The 14,386-nt window shown below is 64.3% G+C and carries 17 protein-coding genes; 11 read left to right on the top strand and 6 right to left on the bottom strand.

All coding sequences use genetic code 11. The features are described from left to right. The first annotated feature begins 272 nt into the window (after positions 1-272). From sppA to lhpI, 4 genes are all read left to right on the top strand, one after another. Positions 273-1,229, top strand: a complete 957-nt coding sequence (gene sppA / locus AC3EML_RS30195; protein ID WP_023747044.1) for a signal peptide peptidase SppA — start codon at positions 273-275, stop codon at positions 1,227-1,229. 80 nt (positions 1,230-1,309) lie between these two features. Further along, complete coding sequence (locus AC3EML_RS30200; RefSeq protein ID WP_006200394.1) at positions 1,310-1,594, top strand: integration host factor subunit beta; 285 nt, start codon at positions 1,310-1,312, stop codon at positions 1,592-1,594. A 52-nt stretch (positions 1,595-1,646) separates the two neighbouring features. Then, positions 1,647-1,991, top strand: a complete 345-nt coding sequence (locus AC3EML_RS30205; protein WP_352521580.1) for a DUF1049 domain-containing protein — start codon at positions 1,647-1,649, stop codon at positions 1,989-1,991. Positions 1,992-2,022: 31 nt separating this feature from the next. Continuing rightward, a complete protein-coding gene (gene lhpI / locus AC3EML_RS30210; RefSeq protein ID WP_352521581.1) occupies positions 2,023-2,988 on the top strand; it encodes a bifunctional Delta(1)-pyrroline-2-carboxylate/Delta(1)-piperideine-2-carboxylate reductase in 966 nt (321 codons plus the stop codon). On the opposite strand, the gene AC3EML_RS30215 is transcribed toward lhpI, so the two are convergent. The 4 genes from AC3EML_RS30215 to AC3EML_RS30230 form a co-directional block, all read right to left on the bottom strand. Next, positions 2,978-3,400, bottom strand: a complete 423-nt coding sequence (locus tag AC3EML_RS30215) for a VOC family protein (RefSeq protein WP_023683066.1) — start codon at positions 3,398-3,400, stop codon at positions 2,978-2,980. The two genes, lhpI and AC3EML_RS30215, sit on opposite strands and share 11 nt — an antisense overlap. 133 nt (positions 3,401-3,533) lie before the next feature. Further along, positions 3,534-3,953 (bottom strand): EVE domain-containing protein, encoded by a 420-nt coding sequence (locus AC3EML_RS30220; protein WP_023683065.1) that lies wholly within the window; start codon positions 3,951-3,953, stop codon positions 3,534-3,536. After that, entirely contained in the window at positions 3,950-4,360 is a 411-nt protein-coding gene (locus AC3EML_RS30225) for a VOC family protein (RefSeq protein WP_023683064.1), read from the bottom strand. The genes AC3EML_RS30220 and AC3EML_RS30225 overlap by 4 nt, the downstream gene beginning before the upstream one ends. A gap of 90 nt (positions 4,361-4,450) precedes the next feature. After that, complete coding sequence (locus AC3EML_RS30230) at positions 4,451-5,149, bottom strand: helix-turn-helix transcriptional regulator (protein ID WP_023686574.1); 699 nt, start codon at positions 5,147-5,149, stop codon at positions 4,451-4,453. Between the two features lie 127 nt (positions 5,150-5,276). Here AC3EML_RS30230 and AC3EML_RS30235 point away from each other — a divergent pair, with 127 nt between their 5' ends. The 6 genes from AC3EML_RS30235 to olsB all read left to right on the top strand — a co-directional run bounded on the left by AC3EML_RS30235 (position 5,277) and on the right by olsB (position 12,371). Beyond that, complete coding sequence (locus AC3EML_RS30235) at positions 5,277-6,359, top strand: RsmD family RNA methyltransferase (RefSeq protein ID WP_023814709.1); 1,083 nt, start codon at positions 5,277-5,279, stop codon at positions 6,357-6,359. A 34-nt stretch (positions 6,360-6,393) separates the two neighbouring features. Further along, the gene (locus AC3EML_RS30240; protein WP_352510275.1) at positions 6,394-7,251 is read left to right on the top strand and encodes a TrmH family RNA methyltransferase; all 858 of its coding nucleotides are present in this window, start codon (positions 6,394-6,396) and stop codon (positions 7,249-7,251) included. Beyond that, entirely contained in the window at positions 7,248-7,736 is a 489-nt protein-coding gene (gene lspA, locus AC3EML_RS30245) for a signal peptidase II (protein WP_023669760.1), read from the top strand. Before AC3EML_RS30240 ends, lspA begins: the two co-directional genes overlap by 4 nt. A 105-nt stretch (positions 7,737-7,841) precedes the next feature. Beyond that, positions 7,842-8,831, top strand: a complete 990-nt coding sequence (gene acuI, locus AC3EML_RS30250) for an acrylyl-CoA reductase (NADPH) (protein ID WP_023669761.1) — start codon at positions 7,842-7,844, stop codon at positions 8,829-8,831. Between the two features lie 101 nt (positions 8,832-8,932). Then, positions 8,933-11,221, top strand: coding sequence for a response regulator (locus tag AC3EML_RS30255; protein ID WP_023712330.1), 2,289 nt, complete (start codon positions 8,933-8,935; stop codon positions 11,219-11,221). A gap of 274 nt (positions 11,222-11,495) precedes the next feature. Next, positions 11,496-12,371, top strand: coding sequence for a l-ornithine N(alpha)-acyltransferase (gene olsB, locus AC3EML_RS30260; RefSeq protein ID WP_023683057.1), 876 nt, complete (start codon positions 11,496-11,498; stop codon positions 12,369-12,371). A 92-nt stretch (positions 12,372-12,463) separates the two neighbouring features. On the opposite strand, the gene AC3EML_RS30265 is transcribed toward olsB, so the two are convergent. Then, positions 12,464-13,096 (bottom strand): trimeric intracellular cation channel family protein, encoded by a 633-nt coding sequence (locus AC3EML_RS30265; protein WP_023683056.1) that lies wholly within the window; start codon positions 13,094-13,096, stop codon positions 12,464-12,466. A 146-nt stretch (positions 13,097-13,242) separates the two neighbouring features. Continuing rightward, on the bottom strand, positions 13,243-13,872 hold the full coding sequence (grpE, locus tag AC3EML_RS30270) for a nucleotide exchange factor GrpE (protein ID WP_023691975.1): 630 nt from the start codon (positions 13,870-13,872) through the stop codon (positions 13,243-13,245). A 259-nt stretch (positions 13,873-14,131) separates the two neighbouring features. On the opposite strand from grpE, the gene AC3EML_RS30275 reads away from it, so the two are divergent. After that, positions 14,132-14,332, top strand: a complete 201-nt coding sequence (locus AC3EML_RS30275) for a hypothetical protein (RefSeq protein WP_023669766.1) — start codon at positions 14,132-14,134, stop codon at positions 14,330-14,332. Positions 14,333-14,386: the final 54 nt, after the last annotated feature.

Genomic DNA, 14,386 nt, shown 5'->3' on the forward strand with positions numbered 1-14,386 from the left:
TCCGCCAAAACACCTGCTATAGGTGGGTTGCCGGCCCCCGCAAGCAAGCACAAGCGGAGGAAAACCGCAAAAATGTGACGGCCGCTGTTTTACAGACGGAACTCAGGCGACACAATTTCGTCACTTCATAGCAGAAACGAACGCGCCGCGTCATTTTTTCCTGAAATGCCTCCGTCGTGAAGGTCGCTTCGTCGCAGGCTCTTGAGGAAGAGGTAGCCGGGCGCGGACGCTTGCTTTAAAAGCATCGCTTCCCACCGACTGTGAGGCAGACCATGGCACTGAGAGCCGACGACCTGATCGACCGCCGCCGCTTGCGGCGCAAGCTGACCTTCTGGCGCGGTGCCGCCATTGCCATCGTGGCCCTTGGGGTGATTGCGCTTGCAAGCTGGTTCTATGGGGGCGACCTCGGCGGTTCTTCCGTCGACCACATCGCCAAGGTCAGGATCGAAGGCACCATCACCGAGGACGAGGAACTGATCAAGCGGCTGGAAACCATCCGCACATCCTCGCAGGTCAAGGGCGTCATCCTGGCGATCGATTCGCCCGGCGGCACCACGGTCGGCGGCGAATCGATCTACGAGGAGGTGCGCAAGCTTGCCGCCGACAAGCCGGTGGTGGCCGAGGTCGGCACGCTGGCCGCATCGGCCGGCTACATGATCGCCAGTGCCAGCGACCATATCGTTGCCCGCAAGACGTCGATCGTCGGCTCGATCGGTGTGCTCATCCAGTATCCCGATGTCAGCGGTCTGATGGACAAGGTCGGCATCAAGCTCGAGGAAGTGAAATCCTCGCCGCTGAAGGCATCGCCCTCGCCCTTCAAGCCGACCAATGAAGACGAGCGAGCCATGGTCCGCAAGCTCATCCTCGACAGCTATGACTGGTTCGTCGGCATCGTCGCCGAGCGCCGCAAAATGACCCGCGATCAGGCACTGGCCCTTGCCGACGGCTCGATCTTCACCGGCCGCCAGGGCCTTGCCAACGGTCTGATCGACGCTGTCGGCGGCGAGAGCGTGGCGATCGACTGGCTGGCGACCAAGGGTGTCGACGCCAAGCTCAAGGTGGTGGAATGGAAGGACACCGAGCGGCGTGGCGGCTTCCTGTTCTCGAAAGCAATAGCGCGCAGCGTCGGCAGCGCGCTCGGCATGTCGGAGGCCGGCGGCGACGTGCTTCACGAAATTGGCGCGGATCGCTTGTTTCTTGACGGTCTCGTTTCCGTCTGGCACCCTTGATCTGCCGGTTGGGGCGAGTAAAAAAGCAAATAAAATCATCCTGATAATTTGACCGCAGCGCTTTCACGGGGACCTTTCTGATGATCAAATCCGAGCTTGTGCAGATCATTGCCACGCGCAACCCGCATCTTTTCCTGCGCGACGTCGAAAACATCGTGGGAGCGATCTTCGACGAGATCACCGATGCCCTAGCGGAAGGCAATCGGGTCGAGTTGCGCGGCTTCGGCGCTTTTTCGGTGAAGAATCGCCCTGCCCGCACCGGCCGCAACCCGCGCACCGGCGAATCCGTCGAGGTCGAGGAGAAGTGGGTGCCGTTCTTCAAGACCGGAAAGGAATTGCGTGAAAGGCTGAATGGCGGCAAGTAGGCGCGGACCACGCGCCGACCTTATCAAGGCCTGCCTTCTCCAGGGAATTTCTATGTTGAACCGCTTCATACTTATCGTGGTCTTCGTGCCGCTCGCCGTCATCCTGATTGCGCTGGCCGTCGCCAACCGCGAGCTGGTCGCCTTCACGCTCGACCCGTTCAACCCCGGCAATCCGAAACTGACGCTGACCTTGCCGCTGTTCATCTTCCTGTTCGTGGCGCTCGCCATCGGCATGGTCGTCGGCAGCCTGGCGACCTGGGTCAAGCAGGGCCGCTACCGCAAGCTGGCGCGCCAGCGCGGGGTCGAGGCCGAGAATTTGCGCCAGGCGGTCAGCCGTATACCCGCCGTGCAGCAGGGCGCGGCCGCCGGGCCGGCGCTGCCGAAGTCAACGGCCTGAAGCCGGCGCTTTTACCTTCGCGGAGTTTTGCATGCTGACCATTTCGGCCGACGCTGTCGACCAGGCGCTGACCTTTCCCGGGCTGGTCGAGACATTGCGCGCGGCCTTCCGCGAGGGTGCTGTGCAACCCGTCCGCCATCATCACGGGGTCGAGCGGCCCGACGGTGCCACATCCACGCTGCTTTTGATGCCGGCGTGGACCGACTTCCATGCGGCCGGCACATCGGTCGGGGGTCATATCGGCGTCAAGATCGTCACCGTATCGCCCGACAACAACGCCATCGGCAAACCGGCGGTGATGGGGCTCTACCTCCTGCTCAACGGCTCCACCGGCGAGCCCGAAGCGCTGATCGACGGCCAACGGCTGACACAGTGGCGCACCGCTTGCGCCTCGGCGCTGGCGGCCTCCTATCTCGCCTGCGAGGACGCATCGCGGCTTCTGGTGGTCGGCGCCGGCGCGCTGTCGCCGTTCCTCGCCAAGGCGCACTCCGCGGTGCGGCCGATCAAGACCATCCGCATCTGGAACCGCACGCCCGCCAATGCCGAAAAGGTCGCGGCTGATTTGCGCGCGGACGGTTTCAACGCCGAGGCCGCAAGCGATCTCGACGCCGAACTCGCCGAGGCCGACATCGTCTCATCGGCGACGATCACGACGACGCCGCTGGTCAAGGGTGCGCTGCTCAAGCCGGGCGCGCATGTCGATCTGGTCGGCGGCTTCACGCCGACCATGCGCGAGAGCGACGACGACGCGATCGCGCGCGCCCGCGTCTATGTCGACACCCGCGCCGGCGCCACCAAGGAAGCCGGCGACATCGTCCAGCCGCTCGCCTCCGGCGTGCTGAAGCCGGAAGCGATCGTCGCCGATCTGCATGAGCTGGCGCGCGGGGAAAAACAGGGCCGGCAGAGCCCCACTGAGGTCACGCTGTTCAAGTCGGTCGGCGCCGCGCTTGAGGACCTTGCCGCCGGCATTGCCGTCTACAACGCGCTCAAGCAGTAGCGTCTGCGCCGGTTCTGCGATCGAACTTCCTGATCGCTTCCGCGCTGACCGGGGTGAAGAAGTTCACCAGATTGCCATCGGGATCGCGCAGCAGCAGCGACCGGTTACCCCATGGCATCGTCGTCGGCGTCTGTACGAAATCGCCGATGATTTTCGCCAGCCTGCTGTGCTCAGCATCAACATCGGCGACGCGAAACTCGATGATCGCTGAGCGATTGGCGGCCGGCTGCGCCACATCAGTTCCGAACAGGGCCAGCGTGCGGGTGCTGCCGATCGCCAGTGTGCAGGACGGCGTTGCCAGTTCGGCGAAATCGTCTGTGAACCAGGTTGCGGTAAGCCCGGTGATCGTCTCGTAGAATGCCACCAAGGGCTTGATCTGGTCGGTAATGATGCGGATCGAGACGAAGTCCATCTTATTCTCCTGGGGCAAGCGCGACGCTATCTGAAGACAATCGCTTGTCGCACAAGGCTGCTGACAACTTGGTGTCAGCAGCCTTGTCACGGTGTGCCTTGCCCATCCGGCGGCTGGATGCTTCAGCCTGCCTTCATGGCCGCGCCATCGCCTCGGCGATCAGCGCGAAATCATGCGCGGTAATTTCGAACAGGCCAAAGCGCAGCTGGTAACCCCAGTTCGATTTGCCCGCGGTGAAGTCGAGCTGCTCGAGCAGCGGCTTGATCGGCGCTTCCTCGGCCTTGGCCCATTCGACATCCCTGCGGAACGGCGTGAAGCCACCGCCCATGTGGCCCTGATAGGGCTCGCCTTCTCGCACGGTGCCGATTGCCGTGAAGGCCTGCAGGCCGTCCTTCTCGCGCAGAATTGTGGTCGGCGAGTAGTAGATGATGCCGTCGCCGGGCTTGATGCGGCGCAAAGGTGCCGCCTTGCCGTGGTTGACCTGCATGAAGCCGGCCTCGCGGCCGCGCCGGACATGTTCGGCGGAAGCGACCGCGATCCAGTGCGCACTCATTTCTGTTCTCCATTGGCCTGTTCCCCATTGGCCTGTTCTCCGTCGTTCAGCCAGTAGACGCGCAGCCGGTGCTTGTCGGGATCGAGCGCAACGAAGGTGCGGCCGAAGTCCATGTCGGTCGGCGTCTGCAGAACGGTCAAGCCGCGTCCTGCCCAGTCCGTGTAGGCGGCGTCCACCGCATCAGGCCGGTCCAACGCGAAGACGAGCTCCGCACCGCCGCCCGCGGCCGCGGCCGACGGCTCCACCGTGTGGCGCGACCACAGGCCGAGCTTGAAGCCATTGTCGAGCACGAACAGCACGAAGGTCGGCGACGTCTCCACCGGCTGGCGTCCCAGCAGCGCACCGTAGAAGGCGCCGCTCCGCTCCGGGCTGTCGACATAAAGGATGACGAAATTGGGGGTGTTCATGTCTGCTCTCCAGGTTTCGATTGGAGGAGCATAGGTGACCCCACTGTCAGATTCTGGCAGCAGCGTCTTGTGGGCGCGTGGAAAGGAGCATTAAGCGCCAGGCTGGCGCTCCGGTGCGTCCAGCGTCGCGCGCCATTCCTTCAGCAGCGCCTGCCGACGACGCGGATAGCGGATATCCGTGGTGTTGAGCCCCGACATCCGGTCGGCGCGAAAATGTCTGAAATCCTGCCGCGTCTCGCACCAGGCCACCACCACCCGCACCTTGTCGAAAAAGCCGAGCGCGAATGGCCAGATCAAGCGCTCGGAGGCGGCGCCGCCGGCATCGCGGTAAAGAAAGCCGAGTTTTCTCTCGTTGCGGATCGCCTGGCGCACCAGGCCAAGGTCGATGCTTTCGACAGCATCGCCGTGCGGCCCGACCAAAAGCGCGGTCGCATCGAGGTCCTCGCGCAGATCATCCGGCAGCACAGCGGCGATCTTGGCCAGCGCGTCGGTGGCGGCGGCCGACAGCCGCTTGTCCGGTTGTCTGGCAACCCAACGCGATCCCAGAACGATGGCCTCGATCTCCTCGTCGGTGAACATCAGTGGCGGCAGCATGAAGCCGGGTTTCAGCACATAGCCCAGCCCAGCCTCGCCCTCGATCGGCGCGCCTTGCCCCTGCAGCGTGGCAATGTCGCGGTAGAGCGTTCGGATCGAAACGTCCATCTCGCCGGCAAGCGTGCGACCGCTCACCGGCCGGCGATGCCGGCGCAGGATCTGGATCAGGTCGAGCAGGCGTTCGGAACGGGACATGATTCGAGATTTGCCTGTTTCCTCAGCGAGGTCCACCACCTCAGACATTCGCACGCTCGACCATTTTGTTTGCGCAGCCGGTGACCCTATGCCAAAAGCGGCCTGCCGCCTCCGGAGACGCTCCTGCTTGAAGTCTTTTCGCGACAAACGCCGCGACAACCGTCCGCCCGCAAAAGGCAGGACCGAACATGCGCGGCCACAGCCGGAGACCGTACCAATCCGACCCGAAGCCAGACAGCAACGCCACGAAACAAAACCGAACGACCGGTCTGATCCGAAGCCCGCCCCCCGTATCCTGGCGCGTCGCGAAGGCATCCTGCCCACTGAGCGCCTGCCGGTGATCCTCGAAGTGGCGCCCAATCAGGATTATGCACTGCTCGACAGCGGTGCCGGCGAGAAGCTCGAACAATACGGCCCCTACCGCATCGTGCGGCCCGAGGGACAGGCGATCTGGCAAAAGGCCTTACCGGCCAGGGACTGGGACCGCGCCGACGCCATCTTCACCGGCGACACCGACGAGGAAGGCATCGGCCGCTGGCGGTTCCCGAAGGTACCGCTGGGCGAGACCTGGCCGATGAAGCATGACGGCATCGACTATCTCGGCCGCTTCACCTCGTTTCGCCATGTCGGCGTCTTCCCCGAGCAGGCTTCGCACTGGGACCATATGGCCAGCCTGATCGCGGCGGCCAAGCGCCCGATCAAGGTGCTGAACCTGTTCGGCTATACCGGGCTCGCGTCTCTGGTGGCCGCCCGCGCCGGCGCCGAGGTCACCCATGTCGATGCCTCCAAGAAGGCGGTCGGCTGGGCGCGCGAAAACCAGGAAATGGCCGGTCTCGGCAGCAAGCCGATCCGCTGGATCGTCGACGATGCAGTGAAATTCGCCGAGCGCGAAGAGCGCCGCGGCAGCCGCTACGACATCATCCTGTTCGACCCGCCTGCCTATGGCCGCGGACCCAAGGGCGAGGTCTGGCAGTTGTTCGAGGACCTGCCCGGCCTGACCGACCTTTGCCGCGCGATCCTGACGCCGAAACCGGTCGCCATAGTGCTGACCGCCTATTCCATCCGCGCCTCCTTCTTCGCCATCCATGCCTTGATGCGCGACACCTTTGCCGGCATGGGCGGCACTGTTGAATCAGGCGAACTGATCATCCGCGAGCAATCTGCCGGCCGGGCGCTGTCGACATCGCTGTTTTCGCGCTGGGTGGCCTGAATGCCCCGGAGACCTGAATGCCCGGGAGTCCCGAATGAATGAGCGGCACGCAGGTGCGCCCGGGCAGGTCAAGGAAGTCACCAGCCTTGCCAATCCGCTGATCAAGGACATCAAGGCGCTCGCCCAGAAGAAATTCCGCGACCAGCACAACGCCTTCATGGCCGAAGGGCTGAAGCTGGTCATCGACGCCCTCGACCTCGGCTGGTCGATCAGGACGCTGGTTTTCGCCAAGGCCGGACGCGGCAATGCGGCGGTCGAAAAGGTGGCGGCGCGCACGGTTGCCGCCGGCGGCACCGTGCTCGAAGTGTCCGAAAAAGTGCTGGTCGCCATCACCCGCCGTGACAATCCGCAAATGGTGGTCGGCGTCTTCCGGCAAAAACTGCTGCCGCTAAGAGACATCCGCGCTCACGACGGCGACGTCTGGGTGGCGCTCGACCGGGTGCGCGATCCCGGCAATCTCGGCACCGTCATCCGCACCGTCGATGCCGTCGGCGCCAAGGGCGTCATCCTGGTCGGCGAGACTACCGATCCTTTTTCTGTCGAGACCGTGCGCGCCACCATGGGCTCGATCTTCGCCGTGCCGGTGACCAAGGCGACGCCGGAAGCATTTCTGGCTTGGCGAAACAGCTTCTCGGGCCTGGTGGTCGGCACCCATCTGAAGGGTGCGGTCGACTACCGCTCGGTCGATTTCTCCCGAGGACCGGTGCTCTTGATGATGGGCAATGAGCAGCAGGGCCTGCCCGACAATCTGGCGGAAAGCTGCGACCGGCTGCTGCGGATTCCGCAGGCCGGCCGCGCCGATTCACTCAATTTGGCGGTCGCCACCGGAATCATGCTGTTCGAGATCCGGCGCGGCGCGCTGAAACTTGCCCCCGAGGACGCCACATCGTGAAATCATGGTCTCCCTATGCGCTGCTGGTGGTGGTGGCAATCGCGCTCGACCAGTGGATAAAGCATCTGATCGAGACCGGCCTCGTCTTCCAGGAAAAGCTCGACCTGGTGCCATTCCTGGCGCTGTTTCGCACCTACAATACCGGCATCGCCTTCTCGATGTTCTCGTCCTTCGGCGACACCGGCCTGGTCGTCATCGCGGTCGTGGTCGTTGCCTTCGTGCTTTATCTGGCGACGCGCACGCCCTCCGGCCATGTGCTGGCCCGCATCGGCTTTGCCCTGATCATCGGCGGCGCGATCGGCAATCTGATCGACCGCGCCGTCTACGGCCACGTCATCGACTATATATTGTTCCACACGCCGGTATGGTCCTTCGCCGTCTTCAACCTTGCCGATGCCTTCATTTCGGTCGGCGCGGCGCTGGTCGTCTTCGACGAGTTCATCGGCTGGCGGCGCGAGGCCAAGCCGCAAGGCCCAGAAGCCTGACGGCCCGACTCTTTTGACCAATTGACCTCGCCGGACGGTCGCCGCACAGTTCGGCCAGAGCCAGCCAATGCCGACCGCCAGCCTTTGCGAAGCCGAGGAGAAGAGATGCCTGAAACCTTCAAAGCCATCCTCGTTTCGCGCGACGCCGAAAAGAAGCAATCGGTCGAGATCGTCGATTTCAGCGAAGCCGATCTGATGGAAGGCGACGTAACTGTCGCGGTCGAGGCGACGACGGTCAACTACAAGGACGGGCTGGCCATCACTGGGAAAGCGCCAGTGATCCGCCGCTGGCCGCTGGTGCCGGGCATTGATTTCGCCGGAACCGTCCTCTCCTCATCGCATGCCGACTGGCGCAAGGGCGACAAGGTCATCCTCAATGGCTGGGGCGTCGGCGAGACGCATTTCGGCGCCTATGCCGGGCGCGCGCGCGTCAACGGCGACTGGCTGGTGCCGTTGCCCGACGGCATCAGCGCGCACGATGCGATGGCGGTCGGCACCGCCGGCTATACGGCCATGCTCAGCGTCATGGCGCTGGAGCGGCACGGCATCCTGCCGGATCGCGGCCCGGTGGTGGTGACGGGTGCAGCCGGCGGCGTTGGGTCGGTCGCGGTCTCGATCCTGTCCAGCCTTGGCTATCACGTCATCGCCTCGACCGGCCGCAACGCCGAAAGCTCCTATCTGATCGACCTCGGTGCCGCCGAAGTGATTTCGCGCGAGGAACTCTCCCAGCCGGCCAAGCCGCTGGCCAAGGAGCGCTGGGCCGGCGGCATCGATGCCGTCGGCAGCCACACGCTGGCCAATGTGCTGTCGATGACCGCCTATGGCGGCGCGGTCGCCGCCTGCGGCCTGGCGGGTGGCATGGATCTGCCGTCGAGCGTCGCCCCGTTCATCCTGCGCGGCGTCTCGCTGCTCGGCATCGATTCGGTGATGGCGCCCAAGGCCGTGCGCCTCGAAGCCTGGCGCCGCATCGGCAGCGATCTCGATCTGCAAAAGCTCGCCGGCCTGTCGACGACCATCGGCTTCGACGACATCATCGCCGCCGCCCACGACATCGTCGAGGGCAAGATCAGGGGGCGCATGGTCGTGGATATGTGAGGCCCCGAAGCCGCCAGAACGGGCGGCAAAAATGCATGACCGCTAAAATTCGAACGATCCGCCGCGCTTTTCCATAATCTCTATCTGGCAAGGATTTCCGCATGATCGCGGAGTCCGCCAGGAAAGAGAAGAGCCGCGCCGAAAGCATCGACGGGCCGAACCCGGCGACGCCCAAGCGGCAGCATGTTGCTGCGCCGCCGCTGGCGCCGGATTTTCCGCGCGCCACGCACGAGGGCCTGCTGTTCCTGACGGTCGTCGCCAGCGTCGTGCTGGCGGGCCTGTCTCACCTCACCGGCGCGCCGATCTTCATCACGTTCGGTCTGCTGGCGACCGGCCTTGCCGGCGTCGCCATGCACCTGCGCAGCCGGCGCACCGTCCGCCGCGCGGCGGCCTTGCTCGACGAAACCGCGGCCCGTAGCCGCGCCGAGATCGAGACGCTGGCCGACCGCATGTGGGAGATGCAGGAGAGCGAGGAGCGTTTTCGCGGGCTGATCGATGCGCTCGGCGATCTCGTCGTCCACCGCGACCGCGACGGCCACATCGTCTATGCGAACATGGTTTTCGCCGGCCTCGTCGGAACCGATCAGCGCGACCTTGCCGGCAGGACTCTGGCCGACCTCGGCATCGATGTCGGTATCGTTCCCGACGCCGCCTTTTCCGATCATGAATGCCTGAGTTCCACCGACGTCTCCATACGTACCCCGAACGGTCCGCGCTGGTTCTCGTGGATCGAACTGTCGGTGCGCGACAAGGATAGCGGCGCCGTCTCGCACCGGGCGATTGCCCGTGACATCACCGCCCGCAAGCGCGCCGAATCCTCGTTGATCACCGCGCGTGAGCGCGCCGAATATGCCAGCCAGGCCAAGTCGCGCTTCCTCGCCACCGTCAGCCATGAGATCCGCACGCCGATGAACGGCATCATGGGCATGGCCAAGCTTCTGGCTGACACCAATCTGTCGCCCGAGCAGCGCACCTATGTCGGCGCTGTCTCGACCTCGGCCAGCGCCCTTTTGGCGCTCATCGAGGATTTGCTCGACTATTCCAAGATAGAGGCCGGCCGTTTCGACCCGGAGCCGCAGCCGACATCGCTGCGCGAAATCGCCGACAACATCATCGAACTGATGGCGGCCAAAGCCTTCGCCAAGAACATCGGCCTCGGCTGTCATGTCGAGCCCGACGTGCCACAGATGATCATGGCCGATCCGGGAAGAGTCAGGCAGGTGCTGCTCAACCTGATCGGCAATGCGATCAAGTTCACCGACACCGGCGGCGTGCTGGTTTCGGTTGCACGGGCCCGCACCGAGACCAGCGACCGCATCTGCTTCACCGTCGCCGACACCGGCCCTGGCCTGCGCGAAGACGACATGGAGCGCATCTTCGAGGAATTCGAACAGTCCGACGGCACCTCGACCCGCACCCATGGCGGCGCCGGCCTCGGTCTTGCTATCTCAAGGCGGCTGGTGACCGCCATGGGCGGTGCCATTTCGGTGTCGAGCCGGCTTGGCGAGGGATCGGAATTCGTCTTCGAGATCCCGGCCGCAGGAGCAACCGAAGCACCGCAGAACCGGCAGAACATCCTCGCCGGCCGGCGCGCCGTGATCGTGTCGAAGAACGCCGTCGAGGCGGACGCCATCGCCCGCACCATCCGCGCCCATGGCGGCGCCGTCGACGTCGCCGCAACCGCTTCCCAGGCGACGCCCTTCGCCGAACATTGCGATGTGCTGTTGATCGACGCGGCCCTGGAGGACGGCGACGGCAGACTGCTCAAGCGCCTGCGCCAGAGTGGCTTTGCCGATTGCGAGGCGATCACGCTGATCGCGCCGACCGACCGCGGCATGCTTGGCGAATTCCGCACCAGCGGCTACGCCACCTTCTTGGCGAGGCCGGTGCGCGGCGAAACCCTGCTGCGCGTGCTGCTGACCAGTCATGCCCCTGCCTTGCCGCCGCCCAAGCCGGAAAAGACCGGCGCGTCCTCGCTTCGTGCCCATGGCGGGCGCCAGCAAGGTTTGTCGGTGCTGATCGCCGAAGACAACGACATCAACGCCATGCTTGCCCGCGCCACGCTTTTGAAGGCGGGACATCGCGTGAAAGTGGTCGGCAATGGCAAGGCCGCGGTCGAGGCGGTGACCGAAGCCGGGCTGAAAAATCGCTTCGATGTGGTGCTGATGGATTTGCACATGCCGGTCATGGACGGGCTGGACGCGATCGCCGCCATCCGCCGCCACGAGGAGGAAATGGCTGTGCCGCCGGTTCCGATCATGGTGCTTTCGGCCGACAGCCAGGAAAAGACCCGCCACACCGTGCTCGCCCATGGCGCCAGCGGCTTTGTCACCAAGCCGCTCGATCCCGACGCGCTGGTCCATGCCGTCGAGGGCCAGGTGGCCGCCTGAATTCATGTCGCTCAAAAGTGGCCCCGGTTTTGAGAAGACGACATGCAAAACAAAGACTTGAAGCGCGTCGCGTAAATCGTCCTAGCGCGACGCGCTTCAAGGCGACGCTGGCGCAATCCTCGCGTCACGTAGGTAGCCGAATGAGGGTTTTCGCCAGCCGACGAAGTATTGCCCGTCGCGCCGTATCACGGTACTGTCACAATCCTGTTGCACCTACACCGTATCCCCGTGCCAAGAGGGATGGCTCGAAGGAGAATCACTCGTGCATACAGTTATGCCGGAATGTGACACTCGGCCCAGCGCAGGCGGCGCTTTGCTCGCCGCGCGGAACGCCGATGCCGTCGCAACAGGCGCACCGCTGGGCCGTATCGGCAATCTCGAAGTGCGGCTTGCCCGCAATGAGGCCGAGATCGCCGCCGCGCAGGAAGTGCGCTACCGGGTGTTTTATGACGAGCTTGGCGCCAGGAAGGACCTGTTCCAGGCGCAGGACCGGCGCGACGCCGACCGCTTCGACCCGCTGTGCGACCATCTGCTGGTGCTTGACACCTCGATCTCCGGCCCCGAGCATCGCCGCATCGTCGGCACTTACCGCCTGCTGCGGCAAGAGATTGCGGCGACCGCCGGCGGCTTCTATTCCGAAGGCGAGTTCGAACTGACCAAGCTGATCGCCCGCCATCCTGGCCAGCGCTTCCTTGAGCTCGGCCGCTCCTGCGTGCTGCCGGAATACCGCTCGAAGCGCACCATCGAGGCGCTGTGGCAAGGCATCTGGGCCTACATCAACCACTATGAGATCGGCGTGATGACCGGTTGTGCCTCGTTCCCTGGCACGGTGCCGGCTGCGCATGCCGAGGCGCTCACCTACCTTGCCCATCACTGCCGGACCAACTCCGCCTGGGATGTGCGGGCGGTCTCCGGGCGCTATTGCTCGATGGACCTTATGCCGATCGAGGCGGTCAACGCCAAGGCGGCGATTGCGGCCATGCCGCCGTTGGTCAAGGGCTATCTGCGCGTCGGCGCCCGCATCGGCGACGGCTGCGTCATCGACCGTGAGTTCTCCACCGTCGATGTGTTCGTGGTGATGCCGGTCAAGGAAATCGGCGCCCGCTACGTCAACTATTATGGCGGGGAAGCGCAGCGCTTTGCGGCGTGAGGCAGTAGGCAGTAGGCAGTAGTGAAGGCTGCCGCGAATGCTGACTACCGACTATTCCCTATTCCCTATTCCCTATTCCCTAATCCCTCTCCCTACGGAATATCCTCCGGTCGCCGTCCCGGGCGGCTCTTGTAGGACGGAAAGGTCCAGCCGAATTTCAGCGCGCCGCCGCGCACCAGGAAAGCCGCGACGAAGCCGGCGATATCCGAGGCGAGCGGCGGCAGGCCGGCAAGATCGCCAAGTGTGTAGAGGCCGGCGCCCGCGAGTGCGGCGGTGACGTAGATTTCGGGCCTGAGCAGCACCGATGGCTCGCCGGCCAGCAGATCGCGCAGGATGCCGCCAAATGTGGCGGTCAACACGCCCATAACAACGGAGACGACCGGCGAGCCGGTGATGGCCAGCCCCTTGGCCGCGCCCATTACGGAAAAGGCCGCCAATCCGATGGCGTCGAGCCAGAGCAGCCATTTCCAGCGGGATTCGACGCGGTGGGCGATGAAGAAGACCAGCACCGCAACCGCCGCGCAAACCAGCACATAGCCGGAGTTGGCGACCCAAAAGACGGGCAGGTTGAGGATGACGTCGCGAAGCGTGCCGCCGCCAATGCCGGTGACGCTGGCCAGAAACAGGAAGCCGATAATGTCGAGCTGCTTGCGCGAAGCCGCCAACGCCCCGGTCGCGGCAAAGACGGCGACGCCAGCATAGTCGAGGAGGTCGATGGGTGTCAGGGACATGAGGTAGTAGGGATTGGGAATTAGGGAAAGAATGAATAACACGAAGCCGCGCGATTGATACGCCTGCCTATTCCCTATTCCCTATTCCCTATTCCCTATTCCCTATTCCCTATCCCCTATCCCCTACTGCCTATTCCTACTCACGCATCCTTCTCGGCCTGCTCGTTCACCGGCCCCGGCTCGACCGGCGCTTCGGTGGCCGCGATCTTGGGGCCGCCCTTGGCGACCCCGACCATGGCCGGCCGCAGCACGCGCTCGCCGATCGAATAGCCCGGCTGCACGACCTGGACGACGGTGTTGGCCGGCACATCGGGATTCGGCACTTCGAACATCGCCTGGTGGAAATTCGGGTCGAACTTCTCACCTTCCGGTTCGAGCTTCTTCACCCCATGCCGTTCCAGCGTCGACAGCATGGCGCGCTCGGTGATCTCGACGCCGTCGATCAGCGCCTTGAAGCCGGCATCTCCGGCCGCTTTCGCCTCGGCGGGGATAGCATCGAGCGCGCGGCGCAGATTGTCCGACACCGACAGCATGTCGCGGGCGAAATTGGCCACCGCATAGGCGCGCGCATCATGCACGTCGCGGGCGGTGCGGCGGCGCAGATTCTCCATCTCGGCTGCGACGCGCAGCGCGCGGTCCTTCAGCTCCTCGTTTTCCTTCAGCAGCCGCACCAGCGCTTCATAGTCGCCGTCGATGCCGCCTTGCGTGCGCTCGGCCTCGGCCGTTTCGATATCCTCGGGCGCGCGTTCGTCTTTTGTCTGGTCGCTCATCGCCATTTCCCGTCATTCGAATGGTTTGGATTTGCGCCCGATATCGAGGTTTGGCGGCCAAAAATCAAGGGGCAAGCCCAGGAGGACGCCCCACAGCAGGCAATGTTGCGGGCTGCCCGTCGGACTTGGTGCGGGGCGCAAGGACGTTCAAAATTAATTCAAACTTTACCGTAACGGCAGCCTTTGCTTGCCAATACCCCGCTATGGGGAACCATTCAAAGCTTGGAGGAGTTTTGAAACCGACACAGGATTTGAGACAATGGACCGCAATACTGGCAACAGAAGCGAAGAGCTCGCCGCCGACATCAGGCGCCAGTTCGGCACCGAGGCGACGACGCGCTTCTTGCGCACCTTGCCGGCCTTCCGCACCGAGGCCGACATTCCCGCCCGTTTCCGGGACCTGCTCGACCGGCTGGACGGCATAGAAGCCAGCATGGCCGGCGGCCAACGCCGTCAATAGCGATGCTATCGCGCGACAATTACGCGCAGTAATTTTGCGTGAGCTTTTCCTTGC

It is taken from the genome of Mesorhizobium sp. P170090 (assembly GCF_057786115.1).

Coding starts and splice junctions, on each gene's coding strand:
- sppA (WP_023747044.1), top strand. CDS start 273: ATGGCACTGAGAGCCGACGACCTGATCGACCGCCGCCGCTTGCGGCGC.
- AC3EML_RS30200 (WP_006200394.1), top strand. CDS start 1,310: ATGATCAAATCCGAGCTTGTGCAGATCATTGCCACGCGCAACCCGCAT.
- AC3EML_RS30205 (WP_352521580.1), top strand. CDS start 1,647: ATGTTGAACCGCTTCATACTTATCGTGGTCTTCGTGCCGCTCGCCGTC.
- lhpI (WP_352521581.1), top strand. CDS start 2,023: ATGCTGACCATTTCGGCCGACGCTGTCGACCAGGCGCTGACCTTTCCC.
- AC3EML_RS30215 (WP_023683066.1), bottom strand. CDS start 3,400: ATGGACTTCGTCTCGATCCGCATCATTACCGACCAGATCAAGCCCTTG.
- AC3EML_RS30220 (WP_023683065.1), bottom strand. CDS start 3,953: ATGAGTGCGCACTGGATCGCGGTCGCTTCCGCCGAACATGTCCGGCGC.
- AC3EML_RS30225 (WP_023683064.1), bottom strand. CDS start 4,360: ATGAACACCCCCAATTTCGTCATCCTTTATGTCGACAGCCCGGAGCGG.
- AC3EML_RS30230 (WP_023686574.1), bottom strand. CDS start 5,149: ATGTCCCGTTCCGAACGCCTGCTCGACCTGATCCAGATCCTGCGCCGG.
- AC3EML_RS30240 (WP_352510275.1), top strand. CDS start 6,394: ATGAATGAGCGGCACGCAGGTGCGCCCGGGCAGGTCAAGGAAGTCACC.
- acuI (WP_023669761.1), top strand. CDS start 7,842: ATGCCTGAAACCTTCAAAGCCATCCTCGTTTCGCGCGACGCCGAAAAG.
- AC3EML_RS30255 (WP_023712330.1), top strand. CDS start 8,933: ATGATCGCGGAGTCCGCCAGGAAAGAGAAGAGCCGCGCCGAAAGCATC.
- olsB (WP_023683057.1), top strand. CDS start 11,496: ATGCCGGAATGTGACACTCGGCCCAGCGCAGGCGGCGCTTTGCTCGCC.
- grpE (WP_023691975.1), bottom strand. CDS start 13,872: ATGAGCGACCAGACAAAAGACGAACGCGCGCCCGAGGATATCGAAACG.
- AC3EML_RS30275 (WP_023669766.1), top strand. CDS start 14,132: ATGGACCGCAATACTGGCAACAGAAGCGAAGAGCTCGCCGCCGACATC.